Origin of the sequence: Aeromonas rivipollensis, from assembly GCF_037811135.1 — a bacterium.
GTDB classification, from domain to species: Bacteria; Pseudomonadota; Gammaproteobacteria; order Enterobacterales; family Aeromonadaceae; genus Aeromonas; species Aeromonas rivipollensis.
In genome coordinates this window covers 189,003-209,006 of record NZ_CP149130.1, presented here as the reverse complement: position 1 = coordinate 209,006, position 20,004 = coordinate 189,003, and the positions used below count along the sequence as shown (strand labels likewise).

The 20,004-nt window shown below is 61.7% G+C and carries 18 protein-coding genes; 15 read left to right on the top strand and 3 right to left on the bottom strand.

Going from position 1 to position 20,004, the window contains the following annotated elements; genetic code table 11:
- Window positions 1–17 precede the first annotated feature (17 nt).
- The 6 genes from WIR04_RS00950 to WIR04_RS00925 all read left to right on the top strand — a co-directional run bounded on the left by WIR04_RS00950 (window position 18) and on the right by WIR04_RS00925 (window position 6,488).
- Complete coding sequence (locus WIR04_RS00950) at window positions 18–1,064, top strand: UDP-glucose--hexose-1-phosphate uridylyltransferase (protein ID WP_041204399.1); 1,047 nt, start codon at window positions 18–20, stop codon at window positions 1,062–1,064.
- Window positions 1,061–2,209, top strand: coding sequence for a galactokinase (gene galK, locus WIR04_RS00945; protein ID WP_338889825.1), 1,149 nt, complete (start codon window positions 1,061–1,063; stop codon window positions 2,207–2,209). Before WIR04_RS00950 ends, galK begins: the two co-directional genes overlap by 4 nt.
- 79 nt (window positions 2,210–2,288) lie before the next feature.
- A complete protein-coding gene (locus WIR04_RS00940) occupies window positions 2,289–3,260 on the top strand; it encodes an aldose epimerase family protein (RefSeq protein ID WP_338889824.1) in 972 nt (323 codons plus the stop codon).
- Between the two features lie 307 nt (window positions 3,261–3,567).
- A complete protein-coding gene (locus tag WIR04_RS00935; protein WP_338889823.1) occupies window positions 3,568–4,662 on the top strand; it encodes a cellulase family glycosylhydrolase in 1,095 nt (364 codons plus the stop codon).
- A gap of 63 nt (window positions 4,663–4,725) precedes the next feature.
- Window positions 4,726–6,072 carry an MFS transporter gene (locus WIR04_RS00930; RefSeq protein ID WP_025328680.1) on the top strand — a complete coding sequence of 449 codons (1,347 nt, stop codon included), beginning with the start codon at window positions 4,726–4,728 and terminating at the stop codon, window positions 6,070–6,072.
- A gap of 89 nt (window positions 6,073–6,161) precedes the next feature.
- Entirely contained in the window at window positions 6,162–6,488 is a 327-nt protein-coding gene (locus WIR04_RS00925; protein ID WP_338889820.1) for a SemiSWEET transporter, read from the top strand.
- Between the two features lie 323 nt (window positions 6,489–6,811).
- Here WIR04_RS00925 and WIR04_RS00920 read toward each other — a convergent pair whose 3' ends face one another.
- Complete coding sequence (locus WIR04_RS00920; protein ID WP_338889818.1) at window positions 6,812–7,849, bottom strand: LacI family DNA-binding transcriptional regulator; 1,038 nt, start codon at window positions 7,847–7,849, stop codon at window positions 6,812–6,814.
- Window positions 7,850–8,246: 397 nt separating this feature from the next.
- Here WIR04_RS00920 and WIR04_RS00915 point away from each other — a divergent pair, with 397 nt between their 5' ends.
- From WIR04_RS00915 to bacA, 9 genes are all read left to right on the top strand, one after another.
- Window positions 8,247–9,245, top strand: a complete 999-nt coding sequence (locus WIR04_RS00915) for a cellulase family glycosylhydrolase (RefSeq protein ID WP_338889816.1) — start codon at window positions 8,247–8,249, stop codon at window positions 9,243–9,245.
- Between the two features lie 56 nt (window positions 9,246–9,301).
- Window positions 9,302–10,588, top strand: coding sequence for an extracellular solute-binding protein (locus WIR04_RS00910; protein WP_338889814.1), 1,287 nt, complete (start codon window positions 9,302–9,304; stop codon window positions 10,586–10,588).
- A 116-nt stretch (window positions 10,589–10,704) separates the two neighbouring features.
- Window positions 10,705–11,544, top strand: a complete 840-nt coding sequence (locus WIR04_RS00905; RefSeq protein ID WP_307765674.1) for a carbohydrate ABC transporter permease — start codon at window positions 10,705–10,707, stop codon at window positions 11,542–11,544.
- Between the two features lies 1 nt (window position 11,545).
- The gene (locus WIR04_RS00900) at window positions 11,546–12,373 is read left to right on the top strand and encodes a carbohydrate ABC transporter permease (RefSeq protein ID WP_338889811.1); all 828 of its coding nucleotides are present in this window, start codon (window positions 11,546–11,548) and stop codon (window positions 12,371–12,373) included.
- A 71-nt stretch (window positions 12,374–12,444) separates the two neighbouring features.
- Window positions 12,445–13,545, top strand: coding sequence for a sn-glycerol-3-phosphate ABC transporter ATP-binding protein UgpC (locus WIR04_RS00895; protein ID WP_338889809.1), 1,101 nt, complete (start codon window positions 12,445–12,447; stop codon window positions 13,543–13,545).
- Window positions 13,546–13,588: 43 nt separating this feature from the next.
- A complete protein-coding gene (locus WIR04_RS00890) occupies window positions 13,589–14,113 on the top strand; it encodes a hypothetical protein (protein ID WP_338889807.1) in 525 nt (174 codons plus the stop codon).
- An 826-nt stretch (window positions 14,114–14,939) separates the two neighbouring features.
- Window positions 14,940–16,226: a carbohydrate porin gene (locus WIR04_RS00885; protein WP_338889805.1), complete on the top strand. Its 1,287-nt coding sequence runs from the start codon at window positions 14,940–14,942 to the stop codon at window positions 16,224–16,226.
- Window positions 16,227–16,518: 292 nt separating this feature from the next.
- On the top strand, window positions 16,519–17,514 hold the full coding sequence (locus tag WIR04_RS00880; protein ID WP_338889803.1) for an aldo/keto reductase: 996 nt from the start codon (window positions 16,519–16,521) through the stop codon (window positions 17,512–17,514).
- A gap of 260 nt (window positions 17,515–17,774) precedes the next feature.
- Complete coding sequence (gene bacA / locus WIR04_RS00875; RefSeq protein ID WP_025328691.1) at window positions 17,775–18,590, top strand: undecaprenyl-diphosphate phosphatase; 816 nt, start codon at window positions 17,775–17,777, stop codon at window positions 18,588–18,590.
- A gap of 78 nt (window positions 18,591–18,668) precedes the next feature.
- Here bacA and WIR04_RS00870 read toward each other — a convergent pair whose 3' ends face one another.
- Window positions 18,669–19,334, bottom strand: a complete 666-nt coding sequence (locus tag WIR04_RS00870) for a ChrR family anti-sigma-E factor (RefSeq protein ID WP_338889801.1) — start codon at window positions 19,332–19,334, stop codon at window positions 18,669–18,671.
- Window positions 19,327–19,896 (bottom strand): sigma-70 family RNA polymerase sigma factor, encoded by a 570-nt coding sequence (locus tag WIR04_RS00865; protein WP_025328693.1) that lies wholly within the window; start codon window positions 19,894–19,896, stop codon window positions 19,327–19,329. Before WIR04_RS00865 ends, WIR04_RS00870 begins: the two co-directional genes overlap by 8 nt.
- Window positions 19,897–20,004: the final 108 nt, after the last annotated feature.

Sequence of the window (20,004 nt, the reverse complement as noted above, 5' to 3'; positions counted from 1 at the left end):
CATTGATTGGAGTGATGATGTTCAACCCCGTTGATCACCCCCACCGCCGCTTCAACCCGCTGACCGGCCAGTATGTGCTGGTCTCCCCCCACAGGGCCAAGCGCCCCTGGCAGGGCCAGGTCGAGAAAGTGAGCCAGGCGACGAGCCAGGCCCACGATCCGGACTGCTTCCTCTGCGCGGGCAACAAGCGCGTCACCGGCGATATCAATCCCGACTATCAGGGCACCTTCGTCTTTACCAACGACTTCGCCGCCCTGATGCAGGACACCCCGGCCGCCGCCGGCCAGCAGGATCCCCTGCTGAAGCTGGAGGCCGCCCGCGGCACCAGCCGGGTCATCTGCTTCTCGCCGGACCACGGCAAGACACTCCCCGAGCTGGCGCTGCCCGCCATAGAGGCGGTGATCACTACCTGGATGAACCAGGTGGCCGAGCTGTCAGCCCAGTGGGAATGGGTACAGGTGTTCGAGAACAAGGGCGCCGTCATGGGCTGCTCCAATCCCCACCCCCACGGCCAGCTCTGGGGCAGCGACTTCCTGCCCAACGAGATCGCCCGGGAAGAGGAACACCAGCGCGCCTGGCTGGCCGAGCACGGCCGTCCGCTGCTGGTCGACTACGTGGAGCGCGAGCTGCAAGACCGCTCCCGCATCGTGGTGGAGACCGAACACTGGCTGGCCGTGGTACCGTTCTGGGCCGCCTGGCCATTCGAAACCCTGCTGCTGCCCAAACGCCATGTTCCCTCCCTGCTCAATCTCACCCCGGAGTTGCAGCAGGATCTGGCCATCGCGCTCAAGGAGCTGACCAGCCGCTACGACAACCTGTTCGAGTGCAGCTTCCCCTACTCCATGGGCTGGCACTTCGCGCCGCCCAAGTCGGACTGCCCCGAGGCCTGGCAGTTGCACGCCCACTTCTATCCGCCCCTGCTGCGCTCCGCCACGGTACGCAAGTTTATGGTGGGCTTCGAGATGCTGGCCGAAACCCAGCGAGACCTGACCCCGGAACAGGCCGCCGAGCGCCTGCGCTCCCTCTCCCCCGTTCATTACAAAGCCAATGAGGTGACCCCATGACCCCGAGCCAACGCGTCAGCGCCGTCTTTGCCGAGCAGTTTGAGCAGCAACCCGACCTGCTGGTCCGAGCCCCCGGTCGCGTCAACCTCATCGGCGAGCACACCGACTACAACGACGGCTTCGTGCTGCCCTGCGCCATCGACTACGAGACCTGCGTCGCCATCGGCCGCCGCACAGACAACCTGGTGCACGTGGTCGCCGCCGACTACGGCAACCAGCGCGATCTGTTCAGCCTGGACAAGCCCATCACCCATCATCCGGATCAGCGCTGGAGCGACTACATCCGCGGCGTGGTGAAGTGCCTGCAGGAGCGCGGTCATGCCCTGCGCGGCCTCAACCTGGTGGTCTCCGGCAACGTGCCCCAGGGGGCCGGGCTCTCCTCTTCCGCCTCCCTGGAGGTGGCCATTGGCCAGGCCTTCAAGGAAGCGCAGGGGCTTGACATCAGCCAGGCCGAGATCGCCCTGAACGGCCAGCAGGCGGAGAACCAGTTCGTCGGCTGCAACTGCGGCATCATGGATCAGATGATCTCGGCGAGCGGCGAGAAGGATCACGCCCTGCTGCTGGACTGCCGCTCCCTGGAGACCCGCCTCATCCCCATGCCGAGCAATCTGGCGGTGCTGATCGTCAACTCCAACGTGCGCCGCGGCCTGGTGGACAGCGAATACAACACCCGCCGCCAGCAGTGCGAGGCCGCCGCCCGCCACTACAGCGTCAAGGCGCTGCGCGATCTGGATCTGGCCGCGCTGGAAGCCGGCAAGGACGGGCTGGACGAGGTGAGCTATCGTCGCGCCCGCCACGTGGTCGGCGAGAATACCCGCACCCTGGCCGCCGCCGATGCGCTGGCCTCTGGCGATCTGGCACGCCTCGGCGAGCTGATGGGCCAGTCCCACGCCGCCATGCGCGATGACTTCGAGATTACCGTGCCCGCCATCGACGGCCTGGTGGAGATCATCAAGGCCCAGATCGGCAGCGAGGGCGGCGTGCGCATGACAGGCGGCGGCTTCGGCGGCTGCGTGGTGGCCGTGCTGCGTCCGGAGAAGGTGGCCGCGGCGATCGCGGCGGTCGAGGCCGAGTATCAGGCTCGCTTCGGCCTCAAGGCCGACTGCTACGTCTGTCGCGCCAGCGCCGGGGCGGGCCAGCTATGACCACATTCAACACAGGCACCATCATCAGGGCAGGCCGCAACGTCTGCCCCAGCAATGACACCGAAGCGGGGGCCATCTGATGCAAGCATTCCATCTGCAAAACGAGGCTGGCCTTAAGGCCAGCGTGCTCGACTTCGGCGCCACCCTCACCGAGCTGGGGCTGACCGTGGATGGCCAGTACCGCAACGTGGTGCTGGCCTGCGAGCCGGCCGACTACGCCAACCAGAGCGCCTATCTCGGCGCCATCGTCGGCCGTTTCGCCAACCGCATCGGCGGCTCCCGGCTGATGCGGGATGGTCGGGAATGGCTCCTCAGCGCCAACGAGGGCACCACCTGCCTGCACGGGGGCCACGACTCGGTGCACAACCGGGCGTGGCAGCTGGTCGAGCAGGCTGCCGACCGCCTGCGCCTGCGCACCCGGCTGGCCGACGGCGAGCAGGGCTTCCCCGGCAATCTGGAGGTGGAGCTGGAGTACCGGCTGGAGCAGCTGGATCTGGTGATCGAACTGACCGCCACCACGGATGCGCCGACCCCGGTCAACCTCACCAGCCACGCCTACTTCAACCTGGATGGCGGTGACGTGCGCGACCACCTCATCTGCATCGCCGCCGATCGCTACCTGCCGACCGACGAACGTTCGATCCCGTCTGGCAAGGCCGAAGTGGAAGGCCCCTTCGATCTGCGCCAGACCCGCCGCATCGGCGCCGACTGGCAGGACCATCCACAGCTGGTGCGGTGCCGTGGCTACGATCACTGCTTCCTGCTGGACGGGCCGCAGGACGAGCCCGCCGTGACCCTGATCTCGGGTGACCAGCGCCTTTGCCTGGAGATGTACACGGATCAGCCCGGCGTGCAGCTCTACACCGGCAACTGGCTGGCCGGCACCCCGGCCCGTGGCGGCGGCGAGTGGCAGAACTATCAGGGGCTCTGCCTCGAGGCGCAGCAACTGCCGGACAGCCCGAACCGCCCCGAGCTCGGCGATCCCTGGCTGCTGCCCGGTCAGACCTATCGGCATCAGACCCGGTATCGCTTGATCCCGACAGACAAATAGCCTCCCCTCAGCAGGCTGCCATCTCCCATAGGCGTTGGCAGCCTGTCACCAACTAATATTATTAGTTGGTTCTTTCTCACCAGTCATGACCCGCAAGATCAGGGGCTTCCGCCGCGTTATCACCCTCATGCTCTACTTCTATGACCTATCACCACGGGCTCGATGCGAACCGTGCGCCTCAAAGCGATAGTGCAACCGGAGTGCTCATTTTGTGACTGACCACCAAATTCTGCCCTTCCTCCTTTGCCATCAAGAAAACCAGCTAATAAAATTAGCTAATCAAAATAAGCTTTAGCGAGAGGTTCCGATGGCGGTACAACAATGGACGATCGAGCAGGCCAACGCCTGGTATGACGAGCAGCCCTGGCTGCTGGGCTTCAACTATCTGCCCCGCACAGCGGTCAACTGGACCGAGATGTGGCAGGCCGAGACCTTCGATCCCGCCACCATCGATCAGGAGCTGGGCTGGGCCAGTGCGCTGGGCTACAACACCCTGCGCACCAACCTGCCGTTTATCGTCTGGCAGCACGACCGTGACGGCCTGATCGCCCGCATCGAGCAGTTCCTCGGCCTGTGCGCCAAGCACGGCATCCGCGTGATGATGACCCTGATGGATGACTGCGGCTTCTCCGGCGATCACCCCTATCTGGGCAGCCAGAAACCGCCGCGGGACGACGTGCACAACAGCCAGGCGGCGGCGAGCCCCGGCCGCAATGTCGTCATCGACCCGACCCAATGGCGCGATCTGGAGCGTTACATCCGCGATCTGGTGCGTACCTTCGCCAATGACGAACGGATCTTCATCTGGGATCTCTACAACGAGCCGACCAACCGCGGCATCTTCGCGGAAGGCGATGTGGAGGTGCGCTTCGACGAGGCGCTGGAGACCTACGCCCACTATCTGATGGAGCTGGCGTTCGTCTGGGCGCGGGAGGAGAACCCCACCCAGCCGCTCACCGTTGGCGCCTGGCACGCCCCCTACAGCATCGGTCAGGGTGACTCGGAATTTACCCCGGAAAACACCTTCACCCACCCCATCGACCGGCGGGCCATGGAGCTGTCTGACGTCATCAGCTTCCACTCCTATCAGCGCATGGAGGGGTTGAGGATCTCCCTGGAGGTGGTCAGCCAGTATCGCCGCCCGATCTTCTGCACCGAGTGGCTGGCACGCCATGTCGGCAGCGTGGTGGAGCAGCAGTTGCCCCTGTTCAAGGAGCTGAAGATTGGCGCCTATCAGTGGGGCCTGGTGAAAGGAAAGACCCAGACTCACCTGCCCTGGCCCTTCGTCCGCAATATCGACCCCGATTTTCGCCGGGTCTGGTTCCATGATCTGCTGGAAGAGGACGGCACCCCCTACTCCGCCGGCGAGACGGCGCTTATCCGCACATTGACCCGCTCATAACACAAGCAGGACACCACAGAAGTGGCGCCCTTCGCAACCCATTCATGTAGTAGAGGTTGGCAGATGACAGACCAAAAGATACAAAATAGAGAGCTGGCGGGATATTTCAGCTACGCCGTCGGGCAATGCCTCAGCTTCGGCCTGGTGGGGTCCTTCATTCTCTATTTTTACACCGATATTCTTGGAATATCGCCCGCTGCGGCCGGGGCCATTTTCCTCGTCGCCCGTATTTGGGATGCCATCAACGATCCCCTGATTGCCGGCTACATGGACACGCTGAATTTCAAGCGCGGCAAATTCACTCCCTATATGCTGTTCGTGCCCTTCCTGATCGCGGGCGTCACCTCCCTCAGCTTCATCGGCCTGGATCTGCCGATGGCGACCAAGGTGGCCTATGCGGCGGTGACCTATATCGCCTGGGGCATGATCTACACCCTCTCCGATGTGCCGTTCTGGACCATGTCGTCTGTCATGAGTCAGGAGCCGCAAGAGCGCGCCAAGGCCGTGACCGTGGCCATGCTGGGGGTCAACATCGGCATCGGCGGGGCCTCCATCATCTTCCCCAAGCTCACCGAGCTGTTTGCCGCCACCAGCAGCACCAAGGGCTACATGGAAGGCGCCATCTGCCTGATGCTGATCGCCCTGCCGCTGATGGTGATCGGCGCCAGCCAGATGAAGGAACGCGTCAAGCCCAACCCGGATGACAAGATCACCATCCGGGACTCCTTCCGCGTCCTGCGATCCAACAAGCCGCTGGCCTATGTGCTGGGATCCTTCTTCTGCAACGTCTTCTTCAACCTGGCGACCGGGCTCTACATCTTCTTCTTCACCTACAACATGGGTGATGCCGGGCTGCTCTCTGTGATGGGGACCATAGGCGTGGTCACCTCCATGGCCTGCATGCTGGTGCCGGTATTGACCAAGCGCTTCAGGAAGCGCGATCTCTTCCTGATGCTCACCATGCTGGAGATCGCCCTGCGCCTGGCCTTCTACACGACGGGTTACGACAACCTGATGCTGGTGTTTGGCTTCCTCGCCCTGATCCATGCCGCCAACGTCATCACCAACCCGCTGATCTCCGCCATGCTGAGCGAGACCATCGAATATGCCGAACTCAAGTCCGGCCGCCGCTGCGCCGCTATCGCCTTCTCGGGGCAGACCTTCACCGGCAAACTGGCCTGGGCCATTGCGGGCGGCATCTCCGGCACCCTGCTGATCTGGCTCGGCTACCAACCGAATACGGTGCAGACGCAGGCAACGATGGACGGGCTCTTCATCTGCATCTCGCTGGTGCCGATAGTGGGCGGCATCATGCGCCTCATCATCATGACCCGTTACAACTTTACCGAAGACAAACATGCGAAGGTCCGCCATGCCCTGCTGAAATGGCGCTCCACCAACGTAATTTAACCGGGCGACACAAAGAAGCGGCGAGTCGGATAACCATCTGGCTCGCCCTCCGGTCATCGCCGACCCCATCGCTATCGAGGAAACTGATTATGCCGCCCCTGTTCTGGCCCGGTGCCATCGCCCTGTCACTCTCCCTGGGTGGCCTGGTGCTGTGGCTGGATGATGCCTATCTCGGCCTCTGCGCCGCCTTCCTCACCACCGGCTCCTTTGCCCTGCAAGTTGTCCACATCCTGAAAACCCGGGAGACCAAGGCCATCTCGCTCGGCATGTATCTCGCCTTCGGCTGTGGCGTGCTGATGTGGCTGGTGTACGGTCTGAAGATTGACGATATGCCGGTCACGATCGCAAACAGCATCACGCTGGCGCTGGCCAGTACTGTGCTGCTGCTCAAGCTGCGCAACGAACGGCGCACCTGAGGATCCGATGGGGAGACAACGGGCGTATCTGGTCGCGCCCACCATCTGGAATGTGAAGTTCAAGCCGGCCAGCCGCTTCCCGCCTGTGGACGAGGCGCCTTGACGACTGGCGGTTCCGGGCGCCCTCGGCCGCCAGCAACTGTCCAGCAGGCCTCCAGCGAGACGCCGAGCATCCGGTTACAGCGGGCCGATGTCAGATAAACACTGACGCAGACTCAGAAGGGCGACGACGTGCTTTAGAAGAGAGAGAAAAATGTCTTTATCTCAATCCCATCCGTGATGCCAATCGCCTGGCATTGACGATTTCATACCAACCCCCCCTCTCACGACTCATGCGCCAATCGCTGGCTGGATGTCCGGATAAAGAGCTCCCCCTCCAGCTTCATCAGGGGGGCAATGGGCCTCTCCCCCTGCGCCAGCTGCATCAGTGTCTCTACCGCCAGCTTGCCCATTTCGTCGTAGGGTAGCTCGATGGAGCTCAGCGGAGGGACCATCTCGTTGGCCAGCATCTGATTATCGTGACCAGCCACCAGGATATCTTCCGGAATGCGTAGCCCTGCCTCCGCAATGGCCTGATAACAGCCCTGCGCCATGTAGTCGCTGCAGCAGAAGATACCGTCGGGTGCCTGGGGGAGTGCCAGCAACTGCCGCGTCTGCTCATAGGCCTCGTGCAAGGACCAGTTAGCGACGCGCACCAGTTGTGGGTCCGGGATCACGTCATGATTGATCAGCGCCTGGCGATACCCCTCCAGCCGCAGGTTGTTGGCCTCCATCCAGGGCTCTCCCTGAATCAGCGCGATCCGCTGGCAGCCCTGCGCCAACAGGTGTGCCGTCATCTTGTATCCCCCGAGCTTGTCGGCAGGCAGGATGGAGGGGCGATCGGGTGAGCCTGATGCCTCCAGATAGCAGTTGAGCAGGACGGTGGGCACCTGGGGAGAAAGCTCCATCTCGGGGAGCTGCCGCGTCATCGAGGAAGCAAAGATCATCCCCAGATAGTCTCCCTGATTGATCTCCTGCTCGATCAGCTCGGTGAGATCCCGGCTGTTGCGATAATCGAAGGTCACCAGCATGCGATCGGCCTCCCAGGCGCGTTCATTGCAGGCATTGATCGCATCCAGGAAGGGGTCATAGAGGGTGAGCCCGTTGAATACAAAGGCAATCTTGCGAGGAGCCGGACCCTTGGGCTGATGCTCCACCCGCTTGTGCTGGTAGCCCAACTCGGACGCCTTCTCGATCACCCGACGCCTCGTCTCTTCGGAGAGCTTCACCGCGGTAGAGCCATTGAGCACCAAGGAGACGGTGGATTGGGAGACGCCAGCCGCAGCGGCGATGGCACTCATGGTTATGCGTTTCTTGTTCATCGATATGGCCATTGATTACGGGCTGTCCCTGTCGCCCAGGTAATATTATTAGTTATTTTTTTCTCGCCAATCATAACCCAGGGGACAGGGGGGAGCCAGCCAAGTTATCACCCTTATCATGGTGTCATTCGGCTCGCACCCCTCACTCGAAAGGCGCCGTGCGGAGAACAGCGACGGCGAAACCAGAGATTGGAATGAGCCCTGCTCAGGTTCATTTTGTGACCAGCCACCAAATTTCACCCTTCATCCTTTGCCATCAACATGATTGGCTAATAAAAATTAGCTAATCAAAAACAATGATTAGCAATGGGGTGTTTCGATGGCGGTACAACAGTGGTCCACAGACCAGGCCTGGCAATGGTGGAGCAGGCAACCCTGGTTGAGAGGGTTCAATTACTTGCCCAGAACCGCCGTCAACTGGACGGAGATGTGGCAGCGGGACACCTTCGATCTCCCGACCATCAGGCAGGAGCTGGCCTGGGCCAGAGAGGTGGGCTACAACACCCTGCGCACCAACCTGCCCTTCATCGTCTGGCAGGCAGACAGGGACGGCCTGATCGCCCGCATCGACCATTTTCTCGCGGCCGCAGCCGCAGAAGGGATCGGCGTCATGCTGACCCCCATGGATGATTGCGGTTTCTCCGGTGATCACCCCTACCTTGGCCCGCAGAAAGGGCCTGTCGAACAGCTGCACAACAGCCAGGCGGCGGCAAGCCCCGGACGCAACGTCGTCATGGATATTACGCAGTGGCATGAGATTGGGCGTTATATCAAGGACATCGTCGGCACCTTTGCCAAGGACGATCGCATCCTGGTGTGGGACCTCTACAACGAGCCGACCAATCGCGGCATCTTCCGCGGCCCCGGCCTGTCTGAAGAGTTCGATCCGGCCATGGAGCCCTACAGCCACCATCTGATGGAGCTGGCCTTCACCTGGGCACGCGAAGCGGATCCAAGCCAGCCGCTCACCGTCTGTGCCTGGCATGCCGCCAACCACTTCAGCCCGGATGACCCCATCTTTGCCCATCCCACCGACATCCGGGCGATGGAGCTGTCAGACGTCATCAGTTTCCATGCCTATCAGCCACTGGCGCTGCTGGAAAAGAGCCTGGCAATAGTCGCGGCCTATGATCGCCCCCTGCTCTGCACCGAATGGCTCGCTCGCCATGCCCAGTCCTTCATGCATGAACAACTGCCCCTCTTCAAGGAACGGAAAATCGCCTGCTACCAGTGGGGGCTGGTCAAGGGGAAAACCCAGACCCATCTGCCCTGGCCCAACATCCAGCGCGAACTCCCCGAGTATGCGGACACCTGGTTCCACGACCTGCTCGAAGCGGATGGCTCCCCTTATGACGGACGCGAAGTTGCCCTGATCCGGTCCCTGACCGACGAATAAAAAAACCTTCCGGGGCGATCCACCGGGCATCGCCTCACCCTACGCATAGAGGTCAAATGATGAAAAAGATAAAGCTGTTGGCATTGCTGGTCGCGGGCGCGACGCTCTCTCCCGTCACCCTGGCGCAGAGCACACTGCAATACTGGACCCTGCTCAACGGCGGCGACGGCGCCCGCATGAAACAGCTGGTCGACGGTTTCAACGCCAGCCAGGTCGACTACAGAATAGAGACCACCACCCTGAACTGGGGCGAACCCTTCTACACCAAGCTCAAGACCGCCTCCGCCATGGGCAGCGGCCCGGACATGGCCACCATCCATCTCTCCAAGATCTCCGGTTTCACCCAGACCCAGGGCCTGGAGCCCATCACGGAACAGGCGATGCAAGCCGCCAGCTATGACAGCGGCAAGCTGTTCCCGCTGCTCTGGAAACAATCGAACGTCGATGGCAAGACCTATGCGCTGCCCATCGATACCCATGCCCTGGTGCTCTACTACAACAAGTCCATCGCGGCCAAGGCCGGCCTGCTGGACGAGCAGGGCAAGCTCAAGCCCATCACCTCGCTGGCACAGTTCGACGCGGCGCTCAAGAGCGTCAAAGATCAGGGCGCCATGGGGCTGAGCATGGAGACCTCTCCCATGTCCTATATGCCGTACCGCCTCTGGCTCTCCATGATCACCCAGCAGGGGGGAAAGACCATCGAGAACAACAAGTTCGTCTACGGTGAGGCGGGCCAGAAGGCCATGGAGGCCATGGCCAGGTGGTATGCCGACGGCTACGCCACCAAGGGGCTGGATTACACCTCTTCCACCACCGAATTCATGACGGGCAAATCCGCCTTCATGCTCAACGGCGTCTGGGAAGTGCCCTCCGTCACCGACGGCATGAAGGGCGGCAGGCTCGGCTTCGAGGTGGGGGTTGCCTCGCTGCCCTCCTTCTTCAACGGTGTGCAGGCGGCCTGGGCCGACTCCCACGCGCTCGCCATTCCGAACAACAAGGGCAAACCCATCTCGGCCGAGAAGATGAAAGGGGTCGCCCGGTTCGCCGCCTACATCAACCAGCAGGCCATCACCTGGGCCGAGGGTGGCCATATCCCGGCCTATGAACCGGTAGTGGAGACCAAGGAGTTCAAGGAGATGCCGCTGCTCGCCGACTATGTCAGCGACACCGCCAGCCACATCGTCTATGACCCGGACGGCTGGTACAGCGGAGCCGCAGGCCCCCTGCAGGCCACCGCCTCCAAGTACTTCCCTGCCGCCCTGACCGGTCAGCTGCCCACCGAAAAGGCACTGCAGATGTTCGAGCGCGATGCGGGCAAGTTCATGAGCCGCCCGGCCCGTTAATGACCTCGGGGCAGAGGATCACCTCCTGCCCCTCCGTTTCCTTCATTCCAGGCTCAATCGCAGACATGGATCATAAAGACACTACCAGAACCCCCGCCGGCAGCTTGGGGGCCCTCATGACGCCCTGGCTCATGCTGGCCCCCTTCCTGCTCGCCTTTTTGCTCTTCTTTGTCATTCCGGCCCTGCAAACGTTGCAGTTGAGCTTTACCGACAGCGGGCTGACCGAGACCCACGGCTATGTTGGCCTTGCCAACTATGTGGAACTGCTGCAAGACCCGAGCTTCTGGGATTCGCTGCTGCAAACCGCCTACTTCGCCCTGCTCACCGTGCTCCCCCTGACCGCCCTGGGGCTGGTGATGGCGATGCTGATCAACCGGCTCACCCGCTTCGCCGGCCTGGTGCAGGCCATCTTCTTCATCCCCAACATCTTGCCTATCGCCGTCATGGCGATGATAGGCGGATGGATGCTGCACCCCACCTTTGGGGTGGTCAACCTGATCGCGGGTACCGAGATCGCCTGGTTCAACGACCCGGACTTCGCCATGCCCATGGTCGCGATGGCGACCATCTGGTGGACCGTCGGCTTCAACGTGCTGTTGTTCCTCGCGGCGCTCAAGAACATCCCGCAGGACCTCTACGAGGCGGCCCGGCTCGACGGCGCCTCGGAGTGGGGCATCTTCCGTTACATCACCTGGCGCCAGCTGCGCCCCGTGACCGTCATGGTCTTCGGCCTGCAACTGGTGGCCTCCCTGAAGATCTTCGGCCAGACCTACCTGCTGACTGGCGGCGGCCCCTTCGACAGCACCAAAGTCGTTCTGCACTACATGTACGAGACCGGGTTCGTCAACCAGAACGCCGGCTATGCCTCTGCCATCGCCGTGGTCTTCGTGCTGATCGTCTTGCTCATTCTGGTGCTGCAATCCCTGGCTAATAGATTCATCAATCGTCGAGGCTAAGATGAAGAGCAAACTGACATTTACCGCCTTGCTGGCCATTTCATTGACCCTGCTGCTCTGCCTGTTGTGGGGCGCCCCGCTGCTGTGGGCCATCAGCACTGCGCTGCGCCCGGAGGAGCAGACCGTCGCCGGGCTGCAGTGGTTGCCCGACCCCGTCACCCTCGATGCCTTCATCAAGGTGCTGACCCTGGGGGATCTGCCCATCTTCTTCATGAACAGCGTATTCACCTCGCTGGCGGTCACAGTGCTGACGCTGGCCGTCACAGTGCTGGCCGCTTACAGCTTTTCCCAGCTCCGCTTTCGGGGGGCAAAGCTGCTGTTCTGGTGCTGCATGTTCGGCATCATCTTCCCGTTCGAGGCCCTGGTGATCCCGCTCTTCCGCCAGATTTATCACCTCGGACTGGCGGACACCCTCGGTGGCGTGATCCTGCCCCAGGTGGTGTCGCCCATGGTGCTGTTCGTGCTCAAGCGCTTCTTCGATCAGATCCCCAAGGACTTTCGCGAGGCGGCCATCCTGGATGGTGCACGGGAGTGGCAGGTGCTGCTGCGCGTTTATCTGCCCCTGTCTCGAAACATCATCTACGCCATGGCGATCATCACCTTCATGGGGGCCTGGAACAACTTCCTCTGGCCGTTCCTGGTGGTGAGTTCCACCGAGAACATGACCATCCCCATCGGCCTGACCCAGCTCAACGACACCTACGGGGTGCGCTATGCCCAGAACATGGCCTCGGCCCTGATAGGTGGCCTGCCGGTCGCCATCCTCTACGTCATATTCCAGAAACGAGTCGCATCGGGCTTCCTCGCTGCCACCGGTCTCAAGGGTTGACCATTCACGGGCCCGCCGAGGCGAGCCCTTTGTTTTACGGCCAGCACGGGCCCTCGTGAGAGAACATTCATATGTCCTGCGTATTGCTTAACAACATCAAGAAGACCTATCCCAACGGCAATGCCGTCATCCACGGCGTGGATCTGGAAATAAAGCAGGGGGAATTCGTCGTCTTCGTCGGCCCCTCCGGCTGCGGCAAATCCACCCTGCTGCGCATGATCGCCGGGCTGGAGGCGATCTCCGAAGGGGATCTGCACATCGGCAACAAGCGCGCCAACGATCTGGATGCCGCCAGGCGGGGGGTCGCCATGGTGTTCCAGTCCTATGCTCTCTACCCCCACCTGACGGTGGCCGAGAACATGGGCTTCTCCCTGCTGTTCAACGGCACGCCGAAGGACGAGATCGCCACCAAGGTGAACCGGGTGGCGGAGACCCTGCAACTGGCCCACCTGCTGGATCGCAAACCCGCCGAGCTCTCGGGGGGCCAGCGTCAGCGGGTTGCCATCGGTCGCGCCATAGTGCGCGAACCCGACGTCTTCCTGTTCGACGAGCCGCTCTCCAACCTGGATGCGGCCCTGCGCGGGCAGATGCGCACCGAGCTGGCGCGCCTGCACCAGAAGCTCGGCACCACCATGATTTACGTGACGCACGATCAGGTGGAGGCGATGACCCTGGGGGACAGGATCGTGGTCTTCAACAAGGGACACATCGAGCAGGTGGGCTCACCGCTGGATCTCTACCAGCGCCCCGCCACCGAATTCGTGGCCACCTTCCTCGGCATGCCAAAAATGAACCTGCTGACCTGCAAACTGGCGGGAGCAGAGGGGAAACACTGGCAGCTGACAGCAGGCAGAGGGATCGCGCTGGCCGTGCCTGAGTCATCGTTCGACTGCACCGACCAGCGCAGCATCAAGCTGGGGATCCGCCCCGAACATCTGCTGGTCGGTGCAGAGGGGGCGTCGGGCGCCCATCTCCAGGGCCGGGTCTCTCTGGTAGAGAACCTCGGCGATTCCGCCATCCTGCACATCAAGTGCGAGGGTCTGGAGCGACTGCTGCTGGCCAAGGTCAACACGGATCGGCGGGTGCCCGCGTGCGACGAGGGCGTCTCCCTCACCGTCGCCCTCGAATACGTCCACCTCTTCGGCGAGCAGGGACAGAGCCTGCGGCGTTGAGCCGAGGGGCGGGCAAGCCTCGCCCCTTCATGGAGCATCAGTCATGTTTCGCATCCTGTTCACTCTGTTCATCCTGGTGGGAGCCATCATGCCAGCGCAGGTCGGTTCGACGTTTACCAATCCCATCCTGAGTGATGACGCAGACCCCTGGGTCGTACGCCATGACGACGGCTTTTACTACTACACCCAGACAACCGGCAACGACATCACCCTATGGCGAACCAGAGATATCGCCGACCTTGAGCATGCCGAGCGCAAGGTGGTCTGGATGCCGGCTCAGGGCGCCCACGGACAGCCCCGCACTGATGGGAACCCCGGTGTGGGGGCTTCAACGGCATGGTTGCAGAAGAGAGCCGTGCACTCGCCGCCCGGGAGAAAGGCCAGGTTGCTGCCGGCGGCAGCGCCATCGCCCCCTGAGAGGCTTTTTGGTGGTTGCCGGCAGCAGCCTGATGCAGGAGAGTGTCATGTGGCCCATCAAATTCACCACATCACTCGGCGCGATCTACCGGTTCATATATCGACCTCACCACGCAGCAACAATTGTCAACATGGTGGCGACATGGATTGAACATTAATTTGTTTTATTCAGCTTAAATCAAGCAAGCTGAGCGACCTTGAATATTTCTTCAATTAAGCACCAGTTCAGTTTAAATATTAGAGAAACACATCATCAAATTAATATGAACTGGAATGAGTCCACTTGAATGAAATAGAGAAAGAATTGTGTGAAGCCCATGGCAAAATAAATTTCTATTCATGTTCTCGTCTGGTCTGTTTGCTATAGTCAGGCTGACTCTACAAGAATGCCTTTTTGATACGCTGTCTCAGCCAGGTAAAAATATGCGTGAAAAGGTTCCACCTATTTTTGATGTGCCATGAGGGCCGCTCGACCCATGGCAGGCAAAGTGTGAGCGTACTCCCGAACAGGCTCTTACGTGGTTATCCGCGCCAGCACAGCGCCTGAACGCCATGATAAGGGTCGAGACACCTGTGATGTCAGCCTGTGACAGGCAGCAGGCTGCTCGTCAGACGAGGGGCTGGCAGATGTTCGAATCGACACAACGTTATTTCGAAAAACGCTCAACGGATTTGCCATTATCGCGTCCTCGTTGTTAACCATTGCGATAAATGAAAGCGAGTTGCGAAGACATGCCGCTGGCAATGATGTCCTGAAGATACCCCATTCTTTTATTAAAGAGTGGACAACACTGTTTCATAAAATAACGGTCACCTGTGGCAGGCTCCCATGCCGTCACGCCGCTATTCCAATTATTTATGTTTTCAAGACTCAGCACAGAGAGGTGTCGAGTTTCAAATCGGTCAGGGAATTGACTCAGTGGGGTGCTGATTGTTTTCGGCGTTACCCAATCCATCATTGTTATAAGGAAGAGATCATGAAAACCAAGTGGCTCCCAATTGCCGTTGCCGTCGTGTCTGCGCTCTCCGCGCAAGCTGCCGTTTCTGCCGAGGCGGCCGGCTTCGATTATTACGGCTATTTCCGCTCCGGCATGGGAACGGGCGACAGCGGCTCCATGCAAGATGCCGTGGGGGGCAGCTTCCAGAAGAACAAGGTCGGTCGTCTGGGCAACGAATTCGATACCTATGCCGAGGTGGGTTTCGGCAAGGAACTGAAGAGCGACGAGACCAAGTCCGTCTATATCCAGACCATGTTCAACATGTACGACGGCGACACCAACAGCAACATGGGCGATTCCAACTTCGGGTGGGAGAACATGAACATGCAGCTGCGCAACTTCATGGGGTTGGGTGAGACTTCCTGGGCTGGTATCCGTCAGTACAAGAAGGGCTTCGTCATCGACTCGAATGATTTCTTCTACTGGAACCAGACCAACATAGGTGGCGGTATCGAAGACATGCAGCTGGGCCAGGGCAAGCTCTCCGTCGCCGCCCTGCATCGCGACATCGCCGGCACCTACAACAACAGTGTCGGCGATCCGATAGAGGACATGATCGACTCCAACCAGCTGGATCTGCTCTACACCGACCTGCCGCTGTGGAATGGCGCCACCCTGGCCATGGGTTACAAGTTCCTGAAGGCCGATGCCACCGCCGAGCAGATCGATGCCGATCTGGGCAACCATGACTACGCCGACGGCCATGCCGTGATGCTGGAACTGAATCAGTCGCTCCTGGAGACAGGTTGGAACAAGACCACCCTCCAGTACTACGCCGACGGTTCCGCCCTGCAAGGGGTCACCTTCGGCTCTGCCGATACCCTGAGCGGCCGTGTCGAGAGCGGCAACGGCTTCGCCATCCGCAACTACGGCATCATCCCGCTGGCCGCAGACTGGGATCTGAGCCACGCCATCAACTACGCCGAAGCGAACGACATCAAGCGGTGGGATGGCGTCGAGGGTGATGCAAGCGCCTTCGCCGTGAGTGCCAAGGTGACCTACCACTGGACCGACATCACCCGCACCTATGTGGAAGCCGGTTACTTCGAGGACGAGAAGACCGAGAACGGTGACGTCGACTCCCGCAGTGGCTCCAAGACCACCATCGCCCAGGCCTTCTCCTTCGGCCGTGGCGAGCCGGAGCTGCGCCTGTTCGCCAGCTACCTCGACAGCGACAACGCCGACTGGGATGGCTCCCACGCCTTCGACAACGGCACCGCCGATGACACCTGGACTGTCGGCCTGCAAGCCAACGTATGGTGGTAACCACCCGGCCAGGATCCGCTGCCGATCCCCGTGCTCCACAGGGATGGGGCTGAGAACCGGCAGTAATTGAGGCGCGACGGGTTGGCATAGGAACTATGCCAACCCGTTGTTTTATGTTGAATTTACAATCTGTGACCAAACAGCCGTTGCAGCCGTCATTGCCGTTGACAACAGCGATGGCTTCTGGCGTTGTATGGCGATGCATTCAGACACCCCCCGGCGTGTCGATGCCCGCACCAGCAACGGCTTGAGGCCGAAGGTCCTGCACATGAAAGCTGAATCAGGAGTACTCATGGATGATCCCTACCTCGCCGCGCCGGATCGTTACCAGCGCCTGCCCTACCGACCCGCTGGTCGCCACGGCCTTCGCCTGCCCGGCATAGGTCTCGGCCTCTGGCACAACTTCGGTGAAGGGAGCGATCCCGCCAGGGTGAAGGTCATGGTGCATCAGGCCTTCGATCTGGGGATCACCCACTTCGATCTCGCCAACAACTACGGGCCGCCGCCGGGCGCCGCCGAGACCACCTTCGGCGGCGTGCTCAAGGGCAGTCTGGCTCCCTACAGAGACGAGCTGATCATCGCCAGCAAGGCGGGTTATGTGATGTGGGACGGCCCCTACGGCGACGGCGGCAGCGCCAAGTACCTCTTTGCCAGCCTGCACCAGAGTCTGCGCCGGCTCGGTCTCGACTATGTGGACATCTTCTATCACCACAGGCCGGATCCCCGCACCCCGCTGGAGGAGACCTGCCAGGCGCTGTCGCTCATGGTGCGCCAGGGCAAGGCGCTCTACATAGGCCTCTCCAACTACCCTGCCCCGCTTGCCGCCCAGGCGGCGACCCGACTGGCGGAGCTCGGCACCCCCTGCCTGGTCAATCAGCTCAAATACTCCCTGTTCCAGCGCGACATCGAGGCCGAGACGCTGCCGGTCTGCCGCGAACAGGGGGTGGGCGTGGTCGCCTTCTCGCCGCTGGCGGGCGGTCTGCTGAGCGATCGCTATCTGGAAGGGATCCCGGCGGACTCCCGCGCCGCCAGCGCCAGCCCCTTCCTCAAGCCAGATCAGATCACCGCGGACAAGCTGGCCCGCATCCGCGCCCTCCACGCCCTGGCGCAGCAAAGGGGTCAACCCCTGTCACAGCTGGCATTGCAGTGGGTACTGCGCGATCCCGTGGTGAGCTGCGCCCTCATCGGCGCCAGCAGCCCGCAGCAGATAGTGAGCGCGGTCGAGGCCCTGGCCCTGCCGCCACTGGAGGAGGCGCTGCAACAGCAGATCCTGGCGGTGCTGGCATGATGAATCGGCCCCGCCACGGGCGGCTGACTGCCCGTGGCGGCCATGTCAGAAGGTGACGGGGTGGCAACAACGCCCGGGGCTTTGCCACTAAACCCGCATCGCCTCCATGCGGAAGGCGCCAGCCGCCATACAAGGGCCGGAAACCGCAGAGGCCCCTCCAATATTCTCTGGTTGCCCGCGTGATTTTCCGCCATCATTGGCCGCCCCGACCCTGATCGGGGCTGATTTTATCCGCACCCATCAACCAAGAGATCTGTACCATGACCGAATCCTACGCCCTGTTTGTGGCCTTCGTGCTGGGCATAGTGGAAGGCCTGACCGAGTTTCTGCCCGTTTCCTCCACCGGCCATATGATCATCGTCGGCCACCTGCTCGGTTTCGAAGGCCCCAAGGCCGCCACCTTCGAGGTGGTGATCCAGCTGGGTTCCATCCTGGCGGTGGTCGTCATGTTCTGGCGCCGCCTTTTCGGCCTCATCGGCATCCATTTCGGTCAGAAACCGGCACCTGGGCATGCCACCCTCTCCCTGGTGCACATCATCCTCGGCATGCTGCCCGCCGTGCTCATCGGGCTGGCCATCCACAGCTGGATCAAGGCCCATCTGTTTGGCCCTGAAACCGTGATGTATGCCCTGGTGGCCGGCGGCATACTGCTCATCATCGCCGAGAAGTGCCGCCCCGCCGTCACCGCCGAGACCCTGGACGACATCAGCTACAAGCAGGCGTTCGGCATAGGTCTGTTCCAGTGCCTGGCGCTCTGGCCCGGCTTCTCCCGCTCCGGCGCCACCATCAGCGGCGGCATGTTGATGGGCATCAGCCGCCATGCGGCGGCCGAGTTCTCCTTCATCATGGCGGTGCCCATGATGATGGCGGCCAGCGGACTGGACCTCTACAAGAGCCGTGACTTCCTCTCCATGGCCGACTTCCCCATGTTTGCGGTGGGTTTCGTCACCGCCTTCGTGGTCGCCATGATCGCCATCAAGACCTTCCTGGCGCTGATCCGTCGCCTCGACTTCATCCCGTTCGCCATCTACCGCTTCGTGGTGGCCTTCGCCGTCTACCTGGTATTTGTGGCCTGATCCCGAGGGATTACCTGATGAAAAAAGGGACCTTTATGGTCCCTTTTTTGTTGCCCGACTTTTATTGCCCGACACGGCTCAGTAGAGGCGATGGCTGATGCCGTTGAGCAGCCGCGACAGCCCCTTGGTGAAGTGGACGGGCGCATCCTGCACCGTGTAGCAGAGGCAGCCGTCCGGGGTGTGCGGGCTGTGGGCGTGACTGGCATCGCGCCAGATGAAGTCCCCCGCCTGATAGCAGATGTCCCCCTCCTGCATGTTGCCCGCCAGCAGCAGGGTCAGCTCATAGCCCTTGTGGGTATGCTCGGGGATGCGGCCACCGGCCTCGATATGGAGCAGGCTGGCGCGAGCCCCCATTTCGTCGAGCGGCAGGCTGTGCTGGCGAATGGCGCCCACATGGCGCCACTTGGGCGCATGGTGGCGGGCCAGCACCCGTGGCAGCCGGTAGGATTGGCCCGCGACCCGCAACTCGGGGGCTGGCAGCACCTGCTGCGCTAGCTCGGCCGCCGTTGCCACGGGTTGTTGCAGTATCTCCGCCAGCATGGCGTCGAGCCCGACCGGCAGCTCCTGATCCGGCGCGGTCGGCGCCAGGAGCTGGTTCGCCAACTCGGCCTCAAGGGTCTGTACCTGGGCGGCACAAGCGGGGCAGAGCTCGCAATGGGCAGAGACACCGACGGCCAGCGGCAGGGGCAACTCGTCGGCGGCGAAGGCCCGCAACATGAGTTCGGTCGGATGGGTCTTAATCATGGCCTTGCTCCACTTGCTCTTTCAGTTTCTGTAATGCCAGCCGGAGGCGGGACTTGATGGTCCCGAGCGGGACGCCTAGCCGATCGGCCAGCTCCTGCTGGGAAAACTCCTGCAGATAGATGCCGCGCACCACCTGTTGTTGCGGCTCCGGCAGAGTGGCGAGGTAATCTGCCATCTGGCGAGTCAGCACGGCGTCCTCCCCGCCGCTCAGGTGCTCCTCTTCCGCCCTGAACTCCAGCAGCGGCCACAGCTCCTCGGCGCAGAGATCCTCCTTGCTGGCGCGACGGCGCCGCAGCATGTCGAAGCTCTGGTTGCGCATGACGGTGTAGATCCAGGTGGTCGGCGCCCCCTTCTCGGGGTGATAGAGGCGCGCCTTCTGCCACACCAGCAGCATGGTTTCCTGCACCAGCTCGAGGGCGTTGGCCTCGCTGCCGAGGTGGCGCATCCCATAGCTGCGGATGCGCGGCGCGAAGTGGTGGAACAGGGTGGCGAAGGCGACCTTGTCGCCATGCTCGGCCACCCGAATGAGAAGAGACGTCAGATCGCCATCTGGGTTGTCCATGGGGGGCGATATCCTGCGTGGAGCCGATTGTGGTTGGCCAGTATATGCCATTGCGCCATCCCTTGAGTGTTGCTGTCATCACCATTACGACGGGCGGGGCAAAAGGAT